The organism is Pseudomonas sp. 28 E 9 (assembly GCF_900004785.1).
Taxonomy (GTDB): domain Bacteria; phylum Pseudomonadota; class Gammaproteobacteria; order Pseudomonadales; family Pseudomonadaceae; genus Aquipseudomonas; species Aquipseudomonas orientalis_A.
On record NZ_CVTK01000011.1, the window covers coordinates 65,952 to 86,178 of the forward strand.

Consider the following 20,227-nt stretch of genomic DNA (forward strand, 5'->3'; position numbering starts at 1 on the left):
TGCAGCTTGCCGCTTAAAGCTTGAAGCTGCCGGGCTATGACCAACATCCCTCACACCCAAATTACTGAACCCGCCGTCACCTGCTCGACGTGCGCAGCCTGCTGCTGCCAGCTGGAAGTCATGCTGATCACCGACACCGGCGTGCCGCAGCGCTATATCGACACCGATGACTGGGGCGGCGAAGTGATGCTGCGCCTGGATGATGGCTGGTGTGCGGCGCTGGACCGGGACACGATGATGTGCACGATCTATGAGCTTCGGCCGTTGATATGCAGGGAATTCGAGATGGGGGCACCGGAGTGCCTTGAAGAGCGTGCAGGCATTGCCACGGTGTATCGCTGATATTCAAATGAGTACAGATCCAAATGTGGGAGGGGGCTTGCCCCCGATAGCGGTGGGTCAGTCACCTATAATTTGACTGACCGGCCGCCATCGGGGGCAAGCCCCCTCCCACATTGGTTTTTCGGTGTGCTTTTACAGCGGCATGGTGTAGTGAAGCGCGTAGCTCTCTACCCCATCGTTATTGCTGCTGATACCGGCGTTGGAATAGTGCGTGGCACGAATACCCACTTCATGCCCGCCGACAAACCGCAGGCCGAAACCCAGGCGGTCTTCGAACTGGAAGGACTGGCCGATGTTGTTGTCTTCCAGCTTGGTGCGGGAGAACAACGCCACCCCGATCCCGGCCTCGATGTACGGCTTGACCGATTCCCCGGCAAACTCGTACACAAACACCGGCGAGAACGACAGGCTGCTGGCGCCTGCACGGTCATCACCCTCCCAGTACGTATAAGCGCCGCTCCAGTAGCCCGTCAGGCGACCGACATTGCTCTGCATCCAGCTTTTGTCCCAATCGGAGGTCAGGCCCAGACGGTACGTCAGCGTTGAATCGCTGGTGCTGCCCAGCCCGAACTCCAGGCCGGCGGCCTGGGTGGTAATAGAGTGTCCCACCATCACAGCCGCAATAGCAGCCATACAGAACAAGCGCTTCATAGAAACTACCTTTGCGAACGAAGTTATTGATTATTTACAGGCCATCTCGCAATAGAAGCCAGCGTAGAGCCAGAAGTTCAGCGAGATTTCACGAAATTTTCACGAGGCGAAGCTTCGCACAACTCCAGGATATTTCCAAAGTGTCGGTAGGATATTTCTGAGGTGACTGACATCACCGCTGGTCCAGAACTGCGCTGGGCGAGGTGCACAACCGGCCAGCAAGTCCCGCTCACCCAGTAGACGCTTGAGCTGGCGCGCGACGGCGGCGCCGGTGTCGATCAGGATGATGCTTGCGGGCAGCATCTGCGCCAGCAGCGGCTTGAGGAAGGGATAGTGGGTGCAGCCGAGGATGATGGTGTCGCAACCGGCGCTGAGCAGCGGTTCGATGTAGCCCTGCAATAACTGGCGCAGGGCCGGGCTGCTCAGGTCGCCGGTTTCAATCAGCTCCACCAGGCCCGGACAGGGTTGGGTAATCACCCGCACGTCAGTGGCGAAGCGGTCGAGCAAGGCGGCGAACTTGGCGCTTTGCAGGGTGCCGGTGGTGGCCAGCACGCCGACCACGCCACTGCGCGTCGCGGCAGCCGCCGGTTTTACCGCAGGCTCCATGCCGACCAAGGGCCAATCGGGGTAGTCCTGGCGCAAATCGGCGACGGCGGCAACCGTCGCCGTGTTACAGGCAATCACGAACGCCTTGGCGCCCTGCCCGCGAAAAAACTCGGCAACCCGCCGCGAACGCTCGCGGATGAAGGCCGGGGTTTTCTCGCCATAGGGGATATGCCCGCAATCGGCCACGTACAAGAGTGACTCATGGGGCAATAACTGCTGGATTTCGTCCAGTACCGACAAGCCGCCGACCCCGGAATCGAACACACCGATGGGCGCGTCCTTAAGCATGGTGCGTCCCGCACACGCTGCAAGCCGGGTCGCGTTTGACCCGCAACTCACGAAACCGTGTGGTCAGCGCATCGATCAGCAACAAGCGCCCTACCAGCGGCTCACCAAAGCCGGCCAGCAGCTTCAAGGCTTCCAACGCTTGCAGGCTGCCGACCAGCCCCACCAGCGGGCCGACGACGCCGGCTTCGCTGCAGGTCAGTTCGGTGTCGCTGCCGTGCCCGTACAAGCAGTGGTAGCAGGGGCTTTCGGGGCGCCGTGGGTCGAAGACCGACAACTGCCCTTCAAGGCGAATCGCCGCGCCACTGACCAACGGTTTGCCGGCGACCACACAGGCCGCGTTGACCGCTTCGCGGGTGGAAAAATTGTCGCTGCAATCGAGTACCACATCCACCGCTGCAACGGCCGCGGCCAATGATTCGGCATCCAGCGCGGCGCGATGGGCGACCAGCGTGACTTCGGGGTTGATTGCGCTCAGCCGACGCAGGGCAGAATCAACCTTGGTCTGCCCGACGCTGTCGCTGTCATGGATGATCTGGCGTTGCAGGTTGGTCAGGTCGACTGTGTCGAAATCCGCCAGATGCAGCTCGCCGACCCCGGCGGCGGCCAGGTAAAGCGCGACCGGCGCCCCCAGCCCTCCCAGGCCGACGATCAACGCGCGGCTGTTTTTCAGGCGTAACTGGCCGTCGATGTCGACCTGCTGCAACAGAATCTGCCGGCTGTAGCGCAACAGCTCGTGGTCGCTCAGCACGGGCGGCGTCCCAGGGTGATGCGTTCATGGCCGCCGAGGTCGATACGGCTGTGCACCTGTTCAAAGCCTTCACTGAGCAACAGGTCACGCACGGCAGCGGCCTGGTCGTAGCCATGTTCCAGCAACAGACGGCCGCCGGCATTCAAGTGGGCCGGGGCCTGCTGGATGATCAGGCGCAGGTCGTCCAGCCCGTCATGGCCGGCCACCAGTGCGCTGGCCGGCTCGAAGCGCACGTCACCTGCGGCCAGGTGCGGGTCGTTGGCGGCGATATACGGCGGGTTGCTGATGATCAGGTCATAGGTATGGCCTTGCAGCGCATCGAACCAATGGCTGTTGAGCACCATCGCATTATTGAGGTGCAGCCGCTGGCGGTTGCGCTCGGCCAGGGCCACGGCCTCCAGCACGCGGTCGACCGCCGTGACCTGCCACATCGCACGCTCACTGGCCAGGGCCAGGGCGATGGCACCGCTGCCGGTGCCGAGGTCCAGGACCTTGGCGGGCAGGGCCGGCAACAATTCCAGGGCGGCTTCCACCAGCAGTTCGGTATCCGGACGCGGGATCAGCGTGTGGGGCGCGACCTCCAGGTCCAGCTTCCAGAAGCCTTGCTGGCCGAGGATATAGGCCACCGGCTCACCGCCGCGACGGCGTTGCAGATAGTCGGCAAACGTCAGGGCGTGCTCGCTGCTGACGATCTTTTCCGGCCAGGTGTGCAAGTAGCTGCGGGACTTGCCCAGGGCCGCGGCCAGCAGCAGCTCGGCATCCAGGCGCGCGGAGGGCGAGTCGGGCAGGTCGGCGGCGCGCAACAGGCTGGCAATGATGGTCATTTATTCACCTATCGCCGCCAATTGATCGGCCTGGTATTCGGCGAGCAGCGGCTCGATCACCGCATCAACGCCACCGGCCAGGATTTCATCCAGGGAATACAGGGTGAGGTTGACCCGATGGTCGGTGACCCGGCCCTGGGCAAAGTTGTAGGTGCGGATGCGTTCGGAGCGATCGCCCGAGCCCACCAGCAGCTTGCGCTCGCTGGCAATCGCGTTGGCGGCGGCGCTGGTCTGCTGGTCATTCAACTTGGCCGACAGCCAGGACATCGCCCGCGCACGGTTCTTGTGCTGGGAACGTTCTTCCTGGCATTCCACCACGATGCCCGACGGCAAGTGGGTGATCCGGATCGCCGAGTCGGTCTTGTTGACGTGCTGGCCGCCCGCGCCCGACGAGCGGTAGGTATCGACGCGCAGGTCCGCCGGGTTGATCTCGATCGCTTCCTGCTCGTCCGGCTCGGGCAACACCGCCACAGTACAGGCCGACGTGTGGATACGGCCCTGGGACTCCGTCGCCGGGACGCGCTGCACACGGTGCGCGCCGGACTCGAACTTGAGCTTGCCGTAGACGTTATCGCCTTCAACCCGCGCGATGACTTCTTTATAGCCGCCGTGCTCACCTTCGTTCTCGGACAGGATTTCCACACGCCAGCCGCGACGCTCGGCGTAACGCGAGTACATGCGAAACAGGTCGCCGGAGAAAATCGCCGCCTCGTCGCCGCCGGTGCCGGCGCGGATTTCGAGGTACACGTTGCGTCCATCGTTAGGGTCTTTGGGCAGCAACATCCGTTGCAGGTCGCCTTCCAGTTCGGCGAGTTTTTCCTTGGCCTCGCGCACTTCTTCCACGGCCATTTCGCGCATGTCCGGGTCGTTGTCCTTGAGCAGCGCCTGGGCGCCCTCGAGGTCGGCCTGCACTTTCAGCAGGTCTTTGTAGGTGGTCACGACCGGTTCAACTTCGGCGTATTCCTTGGAATAAGCGCGGAATTTGCTTTGATCGGAGATGACCTCGCCATCGCCGAGCAAGGCGGTCAGTTCTTCGAAACGGTCCTGGAGCACGTCCAGTTTATTGAGCAGTGACGCTTTCATTGCGGTTTTTTATCCGAAGAGCTATCTGACGCGCCCTCACCGAGGGCAAAGAGTTCCTGGGCCATGGCCAGCGCATCGAGGCGGCCTTCGGCGGTAAGCTTTTTCAACTGTACGCTGGGCGCGTGGAGCAGCTTGTTGGTCAGGCCACGGGCCAGCTGCATCAGCACCTCCTCGGCGCTGCTGCCATTGGCCAACAGCCGCTGGGCCTTGATCAGTTCCTCATCGCGCAGGCGTTCGCCCTGCTGACGATACGCCTTGAGCACATCCACCGCCGCCAGCTCGCGCAGGCGCACCATGAAATCATCAGCGCCGATGCTGACCATTTCCTCGGCGGCCTGGGCAGCACCCTGGCGACTCTTGAGGTTTTCGGCGACCACTTCGTGCAAATCATCGACGCTATAGAGGTAAACGTCGTCCAACTCGCCGACTTCAGGCTCGATATCCCGGGGAACGGCAATATCCACCATAAAGATCGGCTTGTGCTTGCGCAGCTTCAACGCACTCTCGACCGCGCCTTTGCCCAGGATCGGCAACTGGCTGGCGGTGGAACTGATGACGATGTCGCTGCGCACCAGTTCGGCCGGGATGTCCGACAGCAACACGGCATGCGCGCCGAACTGCTCGGCGAGGATGCTCGCGCGCTCAAGCGTGCGGTTGGCCACCACGATACGCTTCACGCCCAGCTCATGCAGGTGGCGGGCGACCAGGGTAATGGTTTCGCCGGCACCGATCAGCAGCGCCTGGCTGCGCTGCAAGTCGCTGAAAATCTGCTTGGCCAGGCTGACGGCGGCAAACGCCACGGACACCGGGTTCTCGCCGATGGCCGTATCGGTGCGTACTTGCTTGGCGGAATTGAAGGTGGCCTGGAACAGACGCCCCAGCAGCGGGCCGACGGTGCCGGCCTCTCGGGCCACGGCATAGGCTGACTTCATCTGGCCCAGAATCTGCGGCTCGCCCAACACCAGCGAGTCCAGACCGGCCGCCACGCGCATCATGTGACGAACGGCCGCATCCTCTTCATGCACATAAGCGCTGGCGCGCAGGTCGTCGAGGTCCAAATGGTGATAATCGGCCAGCCAGCGCAGCACGACATCCGCCGAAAGATGCTCCTGCTCTATATAAAGCTCGCTGCGATTGCAGGTCGAAAGGATCGCAGCTTCGCGACTGTCGGTGAGCCGGCAGAGCTGCTGCAAGGCCTCAACCAACTGCTCCGGCGTAAACGCAACGCGCTCGCGCACGTCTACTGAGGCAGTCTTGTGGTTAATACCGAGTGCGAGGAAGGCCATTCAATATCGCTGATGATGTCGGGAAGCCGACAATTGTCCTACTTCGAAAGATCCAGAACAACCACCGTCGTCTATTGTCCCTATACGTTGTGCCTATAAAGGCACTCTGTAGGAGCGAGCTTGCTCGCGAAAAACGCAGGAACACCGCTGAGTGCCAGGCTTCCAGCGTTATCGTTGACGATCTTCGCGAGCAAGCTCGCTCCTACAAGGTGGAGCAATAAGCGTATTACGGGTGCCTCGGTTATGTTTGGCCGAAGGCTTGTGTCATGATGATCCGACCGCAGGTTAGTCGTCCTCTTCCTATATGAATAGATCTTCCGCGTTGCTCCTTGCTTTTGTCTTCCTCAGCGGCTGCCAGGCCATGGCACCCGTGCCGCCGGATGCTGCACAGCCGGTGGAAGACAGCACCCCAGCCCCTGAAAAGCCCAAGGTTTATTCCTCGTTCAGCGAAGAAACGGTCTACAGCCTGCTGACCGCAGAACTGGCCGGCCAGCGTAATCGCTTCGATATTGCGCTGGACAACTACGTCACCCAGGCCATCAATACCCAGGACCCCGGTATCTCGGAGCGCGCGTTTCGCATCGCCGAGTACCTGGGGGCCGACCAGGCCGCGCTGGACGCCTCGTTGATCTGGGCGAAAAACGCCCCGGACGACCTGGAGGCTCAGCGTGCAGCCGCCGTGCAGTTGGCACGCGCCGGGCGCTATGACGACTCCATGGTCTACATGGAAAAAGTCTTGCAGGGCAAGGGCGACACGCATTTCGACTTCCTGGCGCTGTCGGCTGCCGATACCGACCCGGACACGCGCAATGGCCTGATGAAGAGTTTCGACCGCCTGCTGCAAAAGCATCCGAAGAACAGCCAGCTGATTTTCGGCAAAGCGCTGTTGCTGCAACAGGACGATGAAGCCGACGCCGCCCTCAAGCTGCTGGAGCAGAACCCGCCGGAAGACGGTGAAATCGCACCGATCCTGCTGCGCGCACGCCTGCTGCAGAACCTCAACCGCGGCAAGGAAGCGATTCCGCTGCTGGAAAAAAGTATCAAGAAGTATCCGGACGACAAGCGCCTGCGCCTGACTTATGCGCGGATGCTGGTAGAGCAGGACCGCATGGAAGACGCCAAAGTGCAGTTCGCCAACCTGGTCCAGCAGTACCCGGACGACGACGAACTGCGCTACTCCCTCGCACTGGTGTGCCTGGAAGCCAAGGCCTGGGACGAGGCCAAGGGCTACCTGGAAGAGCTGGTCGCACGCGAAAGCCATGTGGATTCGGCGCACCTGAACCTGGGCCGCATCGCTGAAGAGCGCAACGATCCGCAAGCGGCTCTGCTTGAGTACGCCCAGGTCGGCCCGGGCAATGACTACCTGCCGGCCCAGTTGCGCCAGGCCGATATCCTGATCAGCAACGGTCGTACGGACGAAGCGGAGAAACGCCTGGCCGCCGCCCGCGATGCCGAACCGGACTACGCGATCCAGCTGTACCTGATCCAGGCCGAAACCTTGTCGGCCAACAAACAGGGCGAACGCGCCTGGAAATTGCTGCAACAGGCGTTGCTGCAATACCCCGACGACCTGAACCTGCTCTACACCCGCGCCATGCAGGCGGAAAAACGCAATGACCTGGCGCAGATGGAAAAAGACCTGCGCCTGATCATCAAGCGCGACCCGGACAACGCCATGGCCCTCAACGCCCTTGGGTACACCCTGTCCGACCGCACCACGCGCTACGCCGAAGCCAAGGTGCTGATCGAACAGGCCCACAAGCTCAACCCGGAAGACCCGGCCGTGCTCGACAGCCTGGGCTGGGTCAATTATCGCCTGGGCAACCTCGACGAGGCCGAGCGCTTGCTGCGCCAGGCCCTGGAGCGCTTCCCCGACCATGAAGTCGCCGCTCACCTGGGCGAAGTGTTGTGGGCCAACGGCAAGCAACGCGAAGCGCGACAGATCTGGGAAAAATTCCTCAAGGAACAACCCGAAAGCCCTATCCTGCGCAGCACCATCAAGCGCCTGACCGGATCCGAGACCCTATAAGCTTATGTTTTTGCGCCACGTTATCGTTTTCAGTTTCATCGCCCTGCTCGCCGGTTGCGCGGGTTTTGGTTCCCGCGAATCCGTTGAAGGCCAGGGCAACCCGGCACAATGGCAACAGCACAAGGACCAGCTCAGCAGCATCGACGGCTGGCAGATCGAAGGCAAGGTCGGGGTGCGCGCGCCGAAAGATTCCGGCAGCGGCACCTTGTTCTGGCTGCAGCGCCAGGATTACTACGATATTCGCCTCTCCGGCCCGCTGGGTCGCGGTGCGGCCCGCTTGACCGGGCGCCCCGGACAAGTGAGCCTTGAAGTGGCCAACCAGGGCCGCTACGAAGCGACCTCCCCGGAAGAACTGCTGGAGCAGCAGATCGGCTGGAAACTGCCGGTCTCGCACCTGGTGTGGTGGGTGCGCGGACTCCCGGCGCCGGACAGCAAAAGTCGCTTGAGCCTCAATGGCGACAGTCGCCTGGCCTCCCTGGAGCAGGATGGCTGGCAGGTCGAGTACCTGAGCTACGTGCAACAGAACGGTTACTGGCTGCCCGAGCGCATCAAACTGCACGGCACCGACCTTGACGTCACGCTGGTGATCAAGGACTGGCAACCGCGCAAGCTGGGGCAATAACGTGACAGTCGCAAAACTCACGCTGCCCTCCCCCGCCAAACTCAATCTGATGCTGCACATCCTTGGTCGCCGTGAAGACGGCTACCACGAGTTGCAGACGCTGTTTCAATTTCTCGACTACGGCGATGAACTGACGTTCGCCGTGCGTGACGATGGCGTGATCAAGCTGCACACCGAATTTCCAGGCGTGCCCCACGACAGCAACCTGATCGTGAAAGCGGCGAAAAATCTTCAGCAGCAATCCGGCTGCCCACTCGGCATTGATATCTGGATCGATAAAATCCTGCCCATGGGCGGCGGTATCGGCGGCGGCAGCTCAAATGCCGCCACCACATTGCTCGGGCTCAACCACTTGTGGCAGCTGGGCTGGAACCAGGATCGCCTGGCCGCGCTGGGCCTGGCGCTCGGTGCCGACGTCCCGGTTTTCGTGCGTGGGCATGCCGCATTTGCCGAGGGTGTGGGGGAGAAACTGACCCCTGTAGACCCCGAAGAGCCGTGGTATCTCGTGCTTGTGCCGCAAGTATCTGTAAGTACAGCAGAAATTTTTTCAGATCCGTTGTTGACACGTAACTCTTCTCCCATTAAAGTGCGCCCCGTTCCCAAGGGAAACAGTCGAAATGACTGCTTACCGGTTGTAGCAAGGCGTTATCCAGAGGTACGTAACGCTTTGAATTTGTTAGGTAAATTTACCGAAGCAAAATTAACCGGAACTGGAAGTTGTGTGTTTGGGGGCTTCCCAAGCAAAGCTGAAGCTGATAAAGTCTCGGCCCTTCTTACAGAGACCCTTACAGGGTTTGTAGCAAAGGGAAGCAACGTTTCGATGTTGCATCGCAAGCTGCAAAATCTGCTCTAAAAGGAATCGAGTGTTAGGCACTCGTTGCAACAGATACAGGGGCGTCGCCAAGCGGTAAGGCAGCAGGTTTTGATCCTGCCATGCGTTGGTTCGAATCCAGCCGCCCCTGCCATTTTCTAATACTCATCCAGGTTACCCTCAGCCTCTAGGTACTGCGCGTGTCCAAGATGATGGTCTTTACGGGGAATGCCAACCCCGATCTGGCTCGACGTGTCGTACGTCAGCTGCATATCCCTCTCGGTGACATCTCTGTCGGTAAATTCTCCGACGGCGAAATTACAGCCGAGATCAATGAAAATGTCCGCGGTAAAGACGTCTTCATTATCCAGCCGACCTGCGCTCCGACCAACGATAACCTGATGGAACTCGTCGTGATGGCTGATGCCTTCCGCCGCTCCTCAGCGACTCGAATCACAGCTGTAATCCCTTACTTTGGTTATGCCCGTCAGGATCGCCGTCCGCGTTCCGCACGTGTGGCCATCAGCGCGAAAGTCGTTGCTGACATGCTGACCGTGGTAGGTATCGACCGTGTGCTCACGGTTGACCTGCACGCTGACCAGATCCAGGGATTCTTCGATATTCCAGTAGATAACATCTACGGCTCCCCCGTTCTGGTGGATGACATCGAAGACCAGCGCTTTGAAAACCTGATGATCGTGTCCCCGGACATTGGTGGCGTCGTGCGTGCACGAGCAGTTGCCAAATCCCTGGGCGTGGACCTCGGTATCATCGACAAACGCCGTGAGAAAGCCAATCACTCTGAAGTGATGCATATCATCGGTGATGTCGAAGGGCGTACCTGTATTCTGGTTGATGACATGGTCGACACCGCCGGCACCCTGTGCCACGCGGCGAAAGCCTTGAAAGAGCACGGTGCCGCAAAAGTCTTCGCCTACTGCACACACCCTGTGCTGTCGGGCCGAGCGATCGAAAACATCGAGAACTCCATGCTGGACGAACTGGTGGTGACTAACACCATCCCGTTGTCCGCTGCAGCTCAAGCCTGTTCGCGTATCCGTCAACTGGATATCGCACCGGTAGTTGCCGAAGCGGTTCGCCGCATCAGCAACGAAGAATCGATCAGCGCGATGTTCCGCTAAGGGTCAGACCTGCGGACCATCCACTGACGAAAAGCGCCCCGCCCCAGCATTCCGCTGGGGCGGGGCTTTTTTGCCCATATCGAGTTCGGCGCTGGTCGCAAACGCCCCTCGATGATGGCTATTTTGGAGATACAACATGAACGATTTTACTCTGAACGCCCAAGCGCGTACTGACCTGGGGAAAGGTGCGAGCCGCCGCCTGCGTCACGCCGCCAACATCCCAGCCGTTGTCTACGGTGGTAACAAGCCTGCTGAATCCGTGACCATTCTGGCCAAGGAAATCGCCAAGCTGTTCGAAAACGAAGCGGCCTACAGCCACGTTATCGAACTGAACGTCGATGGCGCCAAGCAGAACGTGATCGTTAAAGCGATGCAGCGTCACCCTTCCAAGCAGTTCATCATGCACGCTGACTTCGTTCGCGTTGTAGCTGGCCAGAAACTGACCGCTATCGTGCCTGTGCACTTTGTGGGTGAAGAAGCTCCGGTCAAGAAAGGCGGTGTTGTTTCCCACACCACCACCGAGATCGAAGTCAGCTGCCTGCCGAAAGACCTGCCTGAGTTCATCGAAGTCGACCTGTCGAACGCTGAAATCGGCACCATCATTCACCTCTCCGACCTCAAGGCGCCTAAAGGCGTTGAGTTCGTTGCACTGGCTCACAACGACGACAAGGCTGTTGCCAACGTCCACGCGCCACGTGTTGTAGCGGAAGATGAAGCTGAAGAATCCGCTGCAGAGTAATACGCTCTGTAACGAAGGAGCTTGAGGAAACATCGCGGACCGAAACGTAGCGAGAAAGCGGGCGATAACGCGGCGTTTACTCTTGAGTAAATGATGTAATGTTGTCCACTTTCGCCGCACGCTGGTCTGGCGATGTTATCCACAACTCCAAAGGAAGGGCCCCTGTCGTGACTGCCATAAAACTGATCGTTGGCCTGGGAAATCCAGGCGCCGAATACGAACAGACCCGGCATAACGCGGGGGCCCTTTTTGTTGAGCGTATCGCCCACGCCCAAGGCATCAATCTTGTGGCCGATCGCAAATATTTTGGCCTGACCGGGCGCTTTTCGCACCAGGGTCAGGATGTTCGTCTGCTGATTCCCACCACCTACATGAACCGCAGCGGCCAGGCCGTCGCGGCACTTGCGGGATTTTTCCGGATCAAGCCCGAAGAAATCCTGGTGGCCCATGACGAACTGGACCTGCCACCCGGCGTTGCCAAACTCAAGTTGGGCGGCGGGCATGGCGGGCACAATGGTCTGCGCGACATCATCGCGCAGCTGGGCAATCAGAATAATTTCTACCGTCTGCGACTCGGCATCGGCCACCCAGGCGTTGCCAGTATTGTTTCAAATTTCGTCCTGGGTCGTGCGCCACGCGCCGAACAGGAAAAACTCGATGCCAGCATCGACTTTGCCCTCGGCGTGCTGCCGGATATCTTCGCCGGTGAATGGAACCGTGCGATGAAAAACCTGCACAGCCAGAAGGCCTGACTTTTACCGAGGGGAAACACCATGGGATTCAATTGCGGCATCGTCGGCCTGCCCAACGTCGGCAAATCCACCCTGTTCAACGCTCTGACCAAGTCCGGTATTGCAGCGGAGAACTTCCCCTTCTGCACCATCGAGCCCAACAGCGGTATCGTGGCCATGCCTGACCCGCGCCTGGCCGCGTTGGCGGCCATCGTCAACCCCAAGCGCATCCTGCCGACCACCATGGAATTCGTCGACATCGCCGGCCTGGTCGCCGGCGCCTCGAAAGGTGAGGGCCTGGGCAACAAGTTCCTCGCCAACATCCGTGAGACCGATGCCATCGCTCACGTGGTCCGCTGCTTTGAAGACGAGAACGTGATTCACGTCTCCAACAGCGTCGACCCGAAACGCGACATCGAAATCATCGACCTGGAACTGATCTTCGCCGACCTCGACAGCTGCGAGAAGCAATTGCAGAAAGTCGCGCGCAACGCCAAGGGTGGTGACAAGGATGCAGTGGTCCAGAAGGGCCTGCTGGAGCAGTTGATCGCTCACTTCACCGAAGGCAAGCCTGCGCGCAGCTTGATGAAGAATATGAGCACCGACGAAAAAGCGGTGATAAGGGGCTTCCACCTGCTGACCACCAAGCCGGTGATGTACATCGCCAACGTCGCTGAAGACGGCTTCGAGAACAACCCGCTGCTCGACGTGGTCAAGGCCATCGCCGACGAAGAAGGCGCCATCGTGGTCCCGGTGTGCAACAAGATCGAAGCGGAAATCGCCGAGCTCGATGACGGCGAAGAAAAGGACATGTTCCTTGAGGCTCTGGGCCTGGAAGAGCCTGGCCTGAACCGCGTGATCCGCGCCGGTTACGAAATGCTGCACCTGCAGACCTATTTCACCGCCGGCGTAGAAGAAGTCCGCGCCTGGACCGTCAAGGTCGGCGCCACCGCGCCGCAGGCCGCTGGTGTGATTCACACCGACTTTGAGAAAGGCTTTATCCGTGCTGAGGTGATCGCTTACAACGACTTCATCCAGTACAAGGGCGAAGCGGGCGCCAAGGAAGCAGGTAAGTGGCGCTTGGAAGGCAAGGAATACATCGTTAAAGATGGCGATGTGATGCATTTCCGCTTCAACGTGTAAAGGTTACATGCGGTTTATACCGCACCTAAAGCCGATGCATTGCATCGGCTTTTTTGTGGGCGACTGAATTTCGCTAACGATAAGATTAAAAAATTCCATGAATGAGAAATTTGCTCATAAATTTTAAAAATTCAATTGAAACTATCCGCTCACAAAAATTAGTGCAAAAACGCCTCTTTAAAACAATTCCCTGCAACGTTAAGCCTCGCCCTACACCTAAAGCGGCCAAACTCGCCCAGTAAGACTTGAACTTTTTTTTATTACCTGCAACGTAGATCCCGCCCGCTATTCAACGTCCTGACTAGTTCATGACACTCCAAAAAAATCCTGTTTAACTGAGTTCATATGGAAATAGCCCTCATCCTGCGGCCACCGCATTGGAGAAAATCAATATGTCGACGCTCAATCAGAATAGTCTTATAGCAGACATCAACTTCTCTGATTACCCGAGCATCGAAACGACTGTAAGCAACACAGCCGCTCTCGATATAGATATTCTGCTGCTGGGAGAAACAGGAACTGGTAAAGATACGTTGGCGCAACATATTCATCACTTGTCCCATCGTAAGGGAAACTTCATTGCCGTTAACTGCGCCGCCATTCCGGAAAGCCTTGCCGAAAGCCAGTTGTTCGGCGTAAACAGCGGCGCTTATACGGGGGCCATGCAATCCCGGGCTGGATTCGTTGAAGCGGCCCATCTGGGCACCTTGTATCTCGATGAAATCGACAGCATGCCGCTGACGCTGCAAGCCAAGCTGTTACGCGTGTTGGAATCTCGTGGAGTCGAGCGTTTGGGCTCGACCCGGTTCATCCCAGTGGATATGCGCGTCATAGCATCCGCCCAACGCGCCCTGCATGAGATGGTCGAGCAAGGCACCTTTCGGCGCGACCTCTACTTCCGCTTGAATGTCGTCAGCATTCACCTCCCGTCCTTACGGGATCGGCGAGAGAGAATCATCCCTATGTTCCTCGACATGATTGAGCAAGAAGCGGATCACTTCAAACTCGTCTACCCTCCCCCTCCCAGCAGCCACTTGTTACAACAGTTGCTGTGTCATCCCTGGAACGGCAATGTCCGCGAGCTGCGATCTACGGCGAAGCGCTTTGTATTGGGCCTGCCTCCACTCTCAACAACCGTGACCAGCCGGCAGACAATAGAGATGAACCTGAAAGCCCGCCTGCACCAGATGGAGAAGTCGCTGATCGAGCAGTCCCTTCGTCAAAACAGCCATTGTGTCGACAGTGTGGCGACAGAATTGGGGGTGGCGAAAAGAACGCTCTATCACCGGATGAAACACTTGGGTGTATCGCTGAGCTGAGAGCACCCGTCGTGCGCCCGGTATAGAAACGTTACATATTAAAAATCCACCGCTAAATATGCATGGAACGTATAAATTTTTTGAACCACATAAATTATGGAACGGCTTTGGCAGGGTTCCGGACTACCCAGGCATCGCCGAGTTCAGTGAAACTAACGTTATGTACGGAGAAAAATATGACTTCCCCAATTAACCCCTATGGTTCCTCCTCGTTCGGCGGCTACGGCGGCGGACTCTCTGACGCGGACGCACAAGCGGCCTTTAAGCAAATTGACGCTAAAAAGCGGAGGGATGGCATAGAAACCGCGATGGAAAAAGCAGAAGCGGAAAAGACCAACGGTAAAAAAGGCGTCACCGATACTATCCGACTTTCATAAAGTAACGCCTATACACTGTCCCGGCGCGCCGCATCGGGACAGTCAATTCAAACGCAATACCGTCATTGCCAACGACGAATAAGTTTACTCATGGCTTGGAGTAAGGGGAGTTCTATGATCGTAGAAAGCATACGCGACAAGGGTCTCGGTACACTTCAAACGACGCATGACACGCCCGTCTTAAGCTCGGATGTAGATTTTTTTAACTCAATGATGCTCCCCTCACCAGTGGCGAGCGCTCCCAGCCCTGCACAATCACCGAACCTGTTATCCGAGGCAACAGACACGCTGAACTCCTTGACCCATCGCATGAGCAGGAGCCTGCGCGCATTGGCTGGCAAAGATAAATCTATAGAGGCTCGAAAATACCCGCATCAACTTTCCAATGCGGTGCTGCTTCAGCATATGTTAACGAAGTGCGTTGGTAAAACCGCTCAGGGCATCGATAAAATCAGTAACCTCCAGTAGGTAAAAATGAATCGCACGTTGCTTACTGTCTTAACACTGTCTTTCGCACTTCTACTGAGCGCCTGCAGCGACCGTGTCGAGCTTCACCGCCAATTAACGGAACAAGAGGCCAATGAAGTTATAGCGGAGCTGGCCGACAAACATATTCGTGCCACGAAGGTTCCCGCAAAAGATGGCGTTATCGTGGTCGTCAATGTCACCGATATTGCGCGCGCCGTACGAACGCTGGAGGCCGTGGGGCTCCCTCGAACAGCACGCGCTACGTTGGGCGACACCTTTCGTAAAGAAGGCGTGATCTCTACACCGCTGGAAGAAAGAGCACGCTATATCTATGCCTTGTCCCAAGAACTGGAAACCACTTTATCGAACATTGATGGCGTTATCGTGGCCCGAGTACATGTAGTTCTACCCGAACGCGTTGCGCCTGGTGAACCTGTGCAACCGGCCTCCGCGTCGGTGTTCATCAAACATGATCCGCGGCTCGACCCCGACAACATCAGGGCACGTGTTCGCAGGATGGTTGCCAGTAGCATTCCGGGTATGGCCACGGCGGTCGATAACCCGCAAAAAATAACAGTCGTGTTCGTACCTGCGACAGCCTATCTGGAGCAACAACGTTTGGTTTACTTCGGGCCTTTTCTGGTTCCGGGGGATGACCTGGGTTTTTGGCAAACCAGTGTGACGGTCTCGTTGCTCGCTTTGGTATTTATAGTGTCGGCAGGCATGTTCTGGCAGAGGCGAAAGCAACGTATGACGCCGGCTCGCACGCATGGGCCATCCCTTGACGCTCCTGTTCACTCAAGCAATGAGTAATCTCGCATGGACCCAGTGGTGGGCGGCCCCTTGGTTATATGCACATGACGACTGGAAAAGCACAGATATATATACAACGCTTGTAGAACTTCATCGCAGCGGGCTGGTAGTCACAGGCACGCATTACGGTATCGCTCCCTGCCTGCCGCCCATGCCCGACCCAGCCTTACTGCAACTCGTAATTGCTCCAGCAGCCCAGCTGGACCTGGGGCTGGCACTGGTTGACGGGATCTGCCGTCCTGCCAGTGCAACGGCGTTGGATGAGCACCATCTCCTGTGGTGTAAAAGCCTGTCCAAGGCTCTGCCCCTGGATATCGTGCAGACTGATAATGACCCACTGCGGTTGCTACGCGCCTGGATAACCGCTGCTACCTGGCAACGGATCAGACTGCGTTTCCCTCGCCAGCGTGTGCTTTTTCTGGAAGAAAAGCCCCTGATGCTCAATGGCTCGCGTAGCCGTCTCGATACCCTCTGGCATGCAGTGGTCTGGCGAATAGGCGCGCCAAGCCACAGCGACGGCGCTTACGAATCATGGGCGCAAGGAGATTAACAATGTTATGTCGGCGCACAATCAACTCACCTGGCGGAGCGCCCCCCTTGGCGGGAAGCCTGATCTCCCGCGAAGCCCTGGCAAGTTATACCCAGGCCGGCGACGTGATAGAGCAGGCAAAGGCTGGGGCCAAACAATTGCTGAGAGAGGCACACGAACAACGCAAAAACCTGCTTGAAAAGGCGGGGCTTGAAATATGGCAGCGTGCCGATGCCCAGCTCAAGCGCTGGGAAGCCGAGCGCCAGGCCTTGTGTGACAACCTCGAACACTACGCCACTTCAATTGCCAACCAGACTATTCAGCTCTTGCTTGAAGAAACGCCCCACACACAACGGATTGGAGCCCTGATCAAGCAACTGCTGGCCTGCCATATTCCTGCGATTAAGGCGACACTGGTTTGTCATCCACATGAACTTGAGACAGTGAGGCAATACCTCGACAGCGGCGGTGATGTTCACTGGACGCTACGCGCGGAAAATACGATCAAGCCTCAAACGCTGATATTGAATACCGACGAGGGAGATTTTCGTATTGACTGGATATCCATGGTCAACGCCGTCATGAAAAACGATGAAAGCCTCCTGGTAGAAAGCGGCAGGGACACATTTCATGACATATAAATAGCTACAAATGGAACCATTTCGAAATAAAAGCCATAAAGGAGTACACACCCACAAAGGCATTTCACATGAACTTTTTCGATGGCCTTAAAGACAAGCTTGTTAGAGACGCAAAATTCGTTGACAGGGAAGTAAACTATGCAGCCGAAAACTTTTCGGGTTCAGAAGAAGACACCGCTTTGTTTTACGAACTTATCGCAAAACAGCGTAAAACCGAATATCTCGTCAATGAGCAAACCCGCGTAAATTTCATGTTACTTAAGTCCGGCCTGGACAGCGCACAGTAAGTGAAAAAATCACTTGCGGAGTATTTGAAGAGTGGCTCCGGGGAACTCAGTTTATTCGAGAGCGATGACGAAATTATCTTACGTCACTGTTCCGACGCCATACTGCTAAGTGCTCAACTGACCCATCAAGCGCCGAATAAATCAACGCTGGCAACTTGGATGCGACAGGGAGCGATCAGCCTGGCTCACTATCAGGGTGCGCTCGCTCAATGCCCAGCCAGTGGTGAACTCTGGTTGATTCATTGCTTGTATAAGCCCTGCGACGAGCAGGATTTGCAGCGCAGTATCGAATCTCTGCTCAACCAACGCGATACCTGGCGTGCCACCTTCGCACGCCTGAACAAGCCGGCCCATCCACTCAGACCTACTTCGCTACGTTCGTTGTTGCGTAATCAGGGAAACACCTATGTATAACAACATTTACAAGCACAACAGCTTGGGCCCCAACTTGTCTGAAACTTCATCCAGACGTCCCCAACTGGCATGCCTGCTCGCGCTCGCCTGCTTGCTCGCCCCGGTGCAAAGTGCCCTTGCGGCCATCCCCGCCGAATGGAAAAACACCGCCTACGCCTACGAGGCCGAACACAAACCTCTGCGCGAGGTACTCGAAGACTTCGCCCAGACCTTTGGCACGCAACTGCAGATCGAGGGCCTGCTGGAGGGGGACGTCAACGGCAAGATCCGCGCTAACACCCCGCAATCCATGCTGGACAGGCTGGGCGTCGAGCACCGTTTTCAATGGTACCTCTACAACAACACCCTTCACATCAGCACCCTGGATCAACAGGAGTCCGCACGCCTGGAGGTCTCGTCAGAGACGATTTCAGATCTCAAGCAGGCGCTGACCGATATCGGCCTGCTCGATAGCCGTTTCGGCTGGGGAGAGCTGCCGGAGGACGGAGTGGTACTGGTTTCCGGTCCCAAACGCTATATCGAACAGATCAAGCAGTTCAGCAGCCAACGCCGCTCGCCGGATGAAAAGCTGAGCGTGCTGAGTTATCCGTTGAAGTTTGCCAATGCGGCGGACCGTCATGTGGATTACCGCGGCGAGAAGCTCATCGTCCCCGGGGTTGCCACGATTTTGCGGCAGCTATTGGAACCCCGGTCCACCTCGTCGCTCTCTGGACTGAGCCAACGCCCTACGTCCCAACCAACCCCTCTCACACCCAACGTACCTCGGTTGGCCAATCCGCTGCTGGGGCAAATGTTCGGCGCCAATGGCAATCCAGGGCAGTTGGACCCGGGGCCGACGTTGACCCCGCGCGCCCCGGTGTCCAACAGCCGTATACGCGTCGAAGCCGATGTACGTAATAACGCCGTGTTGATCTATGACTCGCCGGAACGCCAGGGCATGTACCGTGAGCTGATCACTCAGCTTGACGTTGCGCGCAAGCTGATCGAGATCGATGCAATCATTCTCGATATCGAGCGCACGCAGTTGCGCGAATTCGGCGTGAACTGGGGCTTCCAGAACAGCCGCTTTCGGGGCGGCGTGAACATGGCGCCGGGCAGCTCATCGCAGCTGTCGATCGGAAACCGTGACCGTTTCTACGCTGATATCCGCGCACTGGAAGCCAAGGGGCTGGCGACCATGGTTTCGAACCCTTCGGTGCTGACGCTGGAAAACCAACCGGCGGTGATCGACTTCAACCGCACCCAATACCTCACCCCCGGCAGAGATTACGTAACCATCTTGCCCGTTACCGTGGGCACCAGTCTTCAGGTCGTGCCCAGGGTCACCACCAGCCGCGGCGTCAACCAGCTCCATCTGGCGGTGGATATAGAAGACGGTAATTTCGACGAGAGCAACCCTGACCGCAACCCTGACCACCTTGACGTACGCCGAGGCAAGGTCAGCACCCAGGCCGTGATACAGGAAAAGCGTTCGCTGGTTGTCGGCGGTTTCCATGTCACCGAGAGTGCCGACAAACAAAACAAGATCCCTGTGCTGGGGGATATTCCGCTGTTGGGCAAGGCGCTGTTTTCGTCGACCGAACGCAAGAACAACCGGCGTGAACGCTTGTTTATCCTCACACCGCGGGTCATCGGCGACCAGGACGACCCGTCGCGCTATCTGCCGCAGGCCGACCAGGCCGAATTGCAAGCCGCACTCACGCCACTGGCCAGGCGCTATTCCCCCCATGAGCCGGTGATCAAGCGCAGTGACATCATCAGTACCCTGGCACGCCTGGTCAGCGGGGAAGTGCCCAAGGCCTTCAAAGCAGCGCCGATGCCGCTGGGGCTCAACACCTTGTGCAGCACCCGTGACTTGCTGGCACTCAACAACGAACGCAGCCAGTGGTTCGCCGGCCCGGAATACAACGTGGCGGTCGTGGTGCTGCGCAATCAGTTCAAACGCAATGTACGTATCGACGAAAAGGAATGCAGCAACTCGCAGACCCTGGCGGTCACCGTGTGGCCGCACGCCTGGCTCAAGCCAGGTGAAGAGGCCGAAGTCTTTATCGCCATGCGTCCCGTGGTGAAGGACGAACACCTCAGTGTGCCGCGCCCTTCCTTGATTACTCCTGCCCAGAAGGCTACGCCATGAAACTCAGACTCTTGTACATGACCCTGATCGGCGCAGCGATGCTCATCACCGGCTGCGTTCCCACCTGCAAAGGTGATTCATGCTCGCGCCCGCAATCGACCAAGGACAAGATGGTGATCTGGTGGCCACCGCAGATGCGTGTCGAGCCCGGCCCCGCCGGCGAGCGGTCGGATTACCAGACGGTATCGCTGGAACGCTGA

At 58.1% G+C, this 20,227-nt stretch carries 24 protein-coding genes and 1 tRNA gene; 19 read left to right on the top strand and 6 right to left on the bottom strand.

Translation table 11 applies throughout. The features are described from left to right. The first annotated feature begins 36 nt into the window (after positions 1-36). Entirely contained in the window at positions 37-342 is a 306-nt protein-coding gene (locus BFQ00_RS01615) for a YkgJ family cysteine cluster protein (RefSeq protein ID WP_065888031.1), read from the top strand. A 132-nt stretch (positions 343-474) separates the two neighbouring features. Here BFQ00_RS01615 and BFQ00_RS01620 read toward each other — a convergent pair whose 3' ends face one another. The 6 genes from BFQ00_RS01620 to hemA all read right to left on the bottom strand — a co-directional run bounded on the left by BFQ00_RS01620 (position 475) and on the right by hemA (position 5,828). Further along, the gene (locus tag BFQ00_RS01620; protein WP_065932435.1) at positions 475-993 is read right to left on the bottom strand and encodes an acyloxyacyl hydrolase; all 519 of its coding nucleotides are present in this window, start codon (positions 991-993) and stop codon (positions 475-477) included. A gap of 99 nt (positions 994-1,092) precedes the next feature. Then, complete coding sequence (murI, locus tag BFQ00_RS01625) at positions 1,093-1,887, bottom strand: glutamate racemase (RefSeq protein WP_065932436.1); 795 nt, start codon at positions 1,885-1,887, stop codon at positions 1,093-1,095. After that, positions 1,880-2,635 carry a molybdopterin-synthase adenylyltransferase MoeB gene (locus tag BFQ00_RS01630; RefSeq protein ID WP_065932437.1) on the bottom strand — a complete coding sequence of 252 codons (756 nt, stop codon included), beginning with the start codon at positions 2,633-2,635 and terminating at the stop codon, positions 1,880-1,882. Before BFQ00_RS01630 ends, murI begins: the two co-directional genes overlap by 8 nt. Then, positions 2,629-3,459 carry a peptide chain release factor N(5)-glutamine methyltransferase gene (prmC, locus tag BFQ00_RS01635; RefSeq protein WP_065932438.1) on the bottom strand — a complete coding sequence of 277 codons (831 nt, stop codon included), beginning with the start codon at positions 3,457-3,459 and terminating at the stop codon, positions 2,629-2,631. The genes BFQ00_RS01630 and prmC overlap by 7 nt, the downstream gene beginning before the upstream one ends. Further along, positions 3,460-4,542, bottom strand: coding sequence for a peptide chain release factor 1 (gene prfA, locus BFQ00_RS01640; RefSeq protein WP_065891721.1), 1,083 nt, complete (start codon positions 4,540-4,542; stop codon positions 3,460-3,462). Further along, positions 4,539-5,828: a glutamyl-tRNA reductase gene (gene hemA, locus BFQ00_RS01645; protein WP_065888037.1), complete on the bottom strand. Its 1,290-nt coding sequence runs from the start codon at positions 5,826-5,828 to the stop codon at positions 4,539-4,541. Before hemA ends, prfA begins: the two co-directional genes overlap by 4 nt. Before the next feature lie 304 nt (positions 5,829-6,132). Between hemA and BFQ00_RS01650 the strand changes: the two genes are divergently transcribed. The 18 genes from BFQ00_RS01650 (at position 6,133) to hrpT (ending at position 20,227) form a co-directional block, all read left to right on the top strand. Further along, a complete protein-coding gene (locus BFQ00_RS01650) occupies positions 6,133-7,857 on the top strand; it encodes a tetratricopeptide repeat protein (protein WP_065932439.1) in 1,725 nt (574 codons plus the stop codon). A gap of 4 nt (positions 7,858-7,861) precedes the next feature. After that, entirely contained in the window at positions 7,862-8,479 is a 618-nt protein-coding gene (lolB, locus tag BFQ00_RS01655; RefSeq protein ID WP_065891723.1) for a lipoprotein insertase outer membrane protein LolB, read from the top strand. A gap of 49 nt (positions 8,480-8,528) precedes the next feature. Next, positions 8,529-9,332, top strand: a complete 804-nt coding sequence (ispE, locus tag BFQ00_RS01660) for a 4-(cytidine 5'-diphospho)-2-C-methyl-D-erythritol kinase (protein WP_242527110.1) — start codon at positions 8,529-8,531, stop codon at positions 9,330-9,332. Positions 9,333-9,369: 37 nt separating this feature from the next. Then, a tRNA-Gln gene (locus tag BFQ00_RS01665) sits at positions 9,370-9,444 on the top strand. A 46-nt stretch (positions 9,445-9,490) separates the two neighbouring features. Further along, positions 9,491-10,432 carry a ribose-phosphate pyrophosphokinase gene (locus BFQ00_RS01670; RefSeq protein WP_003208392.1) on the top strand — a complete coding sequence of 314 codons (942 nt, stop codon included), beginning with the start codon at positions 9,491-9,493 and terminating at the stop codon, positions 10,430-10,432. Between the two features lie 136 nt (positions 10,433-10,568). Further along, positions 10,569-11,171 carry a 50S ribosomal protein L25/general stress protein Ctc gene (locus tag BFQ00_RS01675; RefSeq protein WP_065932441.1) on the top strand — a complete coding sequence of 201 codons (603 nt, stop codon included), beginning with the start codon at positions 10,569-10,571 and terminating at the stop codon, positions 11,169-11,171. A gap of 167 nt (positions 11,172-11,338) precedes the next feature. After that, positions 11,339-11,923 carry an aminoacyl-tRNA hydrolase gene (gene pth, locus BFQ00_RS01680; protein WP_065932442.1) on the top strand — a complete coding sequence of 195 codons (585 nt, stop codon included), beginning with the start codon at positions 11,339-11,341 and terminating at the stop codon, positions 11,921-11,923. 21 nt (positions 11,924-11,944) lie between these two features. Next, a complete protein-coding gene (ychF, locus tag BFQ00_RS01685; RefSeq protein ID WP_065932443.1) occupies positions 11,945-13,045 on the top strand; it encodes a redox-regulated ATPase YchF in 1,101 nt (366 codons plus the stop codon). A gap of 392 nt (positions 13,046-13,437) precedes the next feature. Beyond that, complete coding sequence (locus BFQ00_RS01690) at positions 13,438-14,364, top strand: sigma 54-interacting transcriptional regulator (protein ID WP_065888044.1); 927 nt, start codon at positions 13,438-13,440, stop codon at positions 14,362-14,364. 176 nt (positions 14,365-14,540) lie between these two features. After that, a complete protein-coding gene (locus tag BFQ00_RS01695) occupies positions 14,541-14,741 on the top strand; it encodes a hypothetical protein (RefSeq protein WP_065888045.1) in 201 nt (66 codons plus the stop codon). Positions 14,742-14,855: 114 nt separating this feature from the next. Then, positions 14,856-15,209 (top strand): EscI/YscI/HrpB family type III secretion system inner rod protein, encoded by a 354-nt coding sequence (locus BFQ00_RS29860; RefSeq protein ID WP_242527108.1) that lies wholly within the window; start codon positions 14,856-14,858, stop codon positions 15,207-15,209. 6 nt (positions 15,210-15,215) lie between these two features. Further along, the gene (sctJ, locus tag BFQ00_RS01705) at positions 15,216-16,022 is read left to right on the top strand and encodes a type III secretion system inner membrane ring lipoprotein SctJ (RefSeq protein ID WP_065888046.1); all 807 of its coding nucleotides are present in this window, start codon (positions 15,216-15,218) and stop codon (positions 16,020-16,022) included. Then, positions 15,991-16,572 carry a type III secretion protein gene (locus tag BFQ00_RS01710; RefSeq protein ID WP_242527109.1) on the top strand — a complete coding sequence of 194 codons (582 nt, stop codon included), beginning with the start codon at positions 15,991-15,993 and terminating at the stop codon, positions 16,570-16,572. The genes sctJ and BFQ00_RS01710 overlap by 32 nt, the downstream gene beginning before the upstream one ends. 2 nt (positions 16,573-16,574) lie before the next feature. Continuing rightward, entirely contained in the window at positions 16,575-17,192 is a 618-nt protein-coding gene (gene sctL, locus BFQ00_RS01715) for a type III secretion system stator protein SctL (protein ID WP_065932445.1), read from the top strand. A gap of 68 nt (positions 17,193-17,260) precedes the next feature. Further along, the gene (locus BFQ00_RS01720; protein WP_065888049.1) at positions 17,261-17,479 is read left to right on the top strand and encodes a hypothetical protein; all 219 of its coding nucleotides are present in this window, start codon (positions 17,261-17,263) and stop codon (positions 17,477-17,479) included. Further along, positions 17,480-17,893 (top strand): hypothetical protein, encoded by a 414-nt coding sequence (locus BFQ00_RS27525; RefSeq protein ID WP_083208144.1) that lies wholly within the window; start codon positions 17,480-17,482, stop codon positions 17,891-17,893. Continuing rightward, positions 17,886-20,027 (top strand): type III secretion system outer membrane ring subunit SctC, encoded by a 2,142-nt coding sequence (gene sctC, locus BFQ00_RS01725; RefSeq protein ID WP_065932446.1) that lies wholly within the window; start codon positions 17,886-17,888, stop codon positions 20,025-20,027. Before BFQ00_RS27525 ends, sctC begins: the two co-directional genes overlap by 8 nt. Further along, on the top strand, positions 20,024-20,227 hold the full coding sequence (hrpT, locus tag BFQ00_RS01730) for an HrpT family type III secretion system protein (protein ID WP_065888051.1): 204 nt from the start codon (positions 20,024-20,026) through the stop codon (positions 20,225-20,227). Before sctC ends, hrpT begins: the two co-directional genes overlap by 4 nt.

Excerpts from the sequence above, each read along its gene's own strand:
- BFQ00_RS01615 (WP_065888031.1), top strand. The coding sequence starts at position 37 with ATGACCAACATCCCTCACACCCAAATTACTGAACCCGCCGTCACCTGC.
- BFQ00_RS01620 (WP_065932435.1), bottom strand. The coding sequence starts at position 993 with ATGAAGCGCTTGTTCTGTATGGCTGCTATTGCGGCTGTGATGGTGGGA.
- murI (WP_065932436.1), bottom strand. The coding sequence starts at position 1,887 with ATGCTTAAGGACGCGCCCATCGGTGTGTTCGATTCCGGGGTCGGCGGC.
- prmC (WP_065932438.1), bottom strand. The coding sequence starts at position 3,459 with ATGACCATCATTGCCAGCCTGTTGCGCGCCGCCGACCTGCCCGACTCG.
- prfA (WP_065891721.1), bottom strand. The coding sequence starts at position 4,542 with ATGAAAGCGTCACTGCTCAATAAACTGGACGTGCTCCAGGACCGTTTC.
- hemA (WP_065888037.1), bottom strand. The coding sequence starts at position 5,828 with ATGGCCTTCCTCGCACTCGGTATTAACCACAAGACTGCCTCAGTAGAC.
- BFQ00_RS01650 (WP_065932439.1), top strand. The coding sequence starts at position 6,133 with ATGAATAGATCTTCCGCGTTGCTCCTTGCTTTTGTCTTCCTCAGCGGC.
- lolB (WP_065891723.1), top strand. The coding sequence starts at position 7,862 with ATGTTTTTGCGCCACGTTATCGTTTTCAGTTTCATCGCCCTGCTCGCC.
- ispE (WP_242527110.1), top strand. The coding sequence starts at position 8,529 with ATGCTGCACATCCTTGGTCGCCGTGAAGACGGCTACCACGAGTTGCAG.
- BFQ00_RS01675 (WP_065932441.1), top strand. The coding sequence starts at position 10,569 with ATGAACGATTTTACTCTGAACGCCCAAGCGCGTACTGACCTGGGGAAA.
- ychF (WP_065932443.1), top strand. The coding sequence starts at position 11,945 with ATGGGATTCAATTGCGGCATCGTCGGCCTGCCCAACGTCGGCAAATCC.
- BFQ00_RS01690 (WP_065888044.1), top strand. The coding sequence starts at position 13,438 with ATGTCGACGCTCAATCAGAATAGTCTTATAGCAGACATCAACTTCTCT.
- BFQ00_RS01695 (WP_065888045.1), top strand. The coding sequence starts at position 14,541 with ATGACTTCCCCAATTAACCCCTATGGTTCCTCCTCGTTCGGCGGCTAC.
- BFQ00_RS29860 (WP_242527108.1), top strand. The coding sequence starts at position 14,856 with ATGATCGTAGAAAGCATACGCGACAAGGGTCTCGGTACACTTCAAACG.
- sctJ (WP_065888046.1), top strand. The coding sequence starts at position 15,216 with ATGAATCGCACGTTGCTTACTGTCTTAACACTGTCTTTCGCACTTCTA.
- sctL (WP_065932445.1), top strand. The coding sequence starts at position 16,575 with ATGTTATGTCGGCGCACAATCAACTCACCTGGCGGAGCGCCCCCCTTG.
- BFQ00_RS01720 (WP_065888049.1), top strand. The coding sequence starts at position 17,261 with ATGAACTTTTTCGATGGCCTTAAAGACAAGCTTGTTAGAGACGCAAAA.
- sctC (WP_065932446.1), top strand. The coding sequence starts at position 17,886 with ATGTATAACAACATTTACAAGCACAACAGCTTGGGCCCCAACTTGTCT.
- hrpT (WP_065888051.1), top strand. The coding sequence starts at position 20,024 with ATGAAACTCAGACTCTTGTACATGACCCTGATCGGCGCAGCGATGCTC.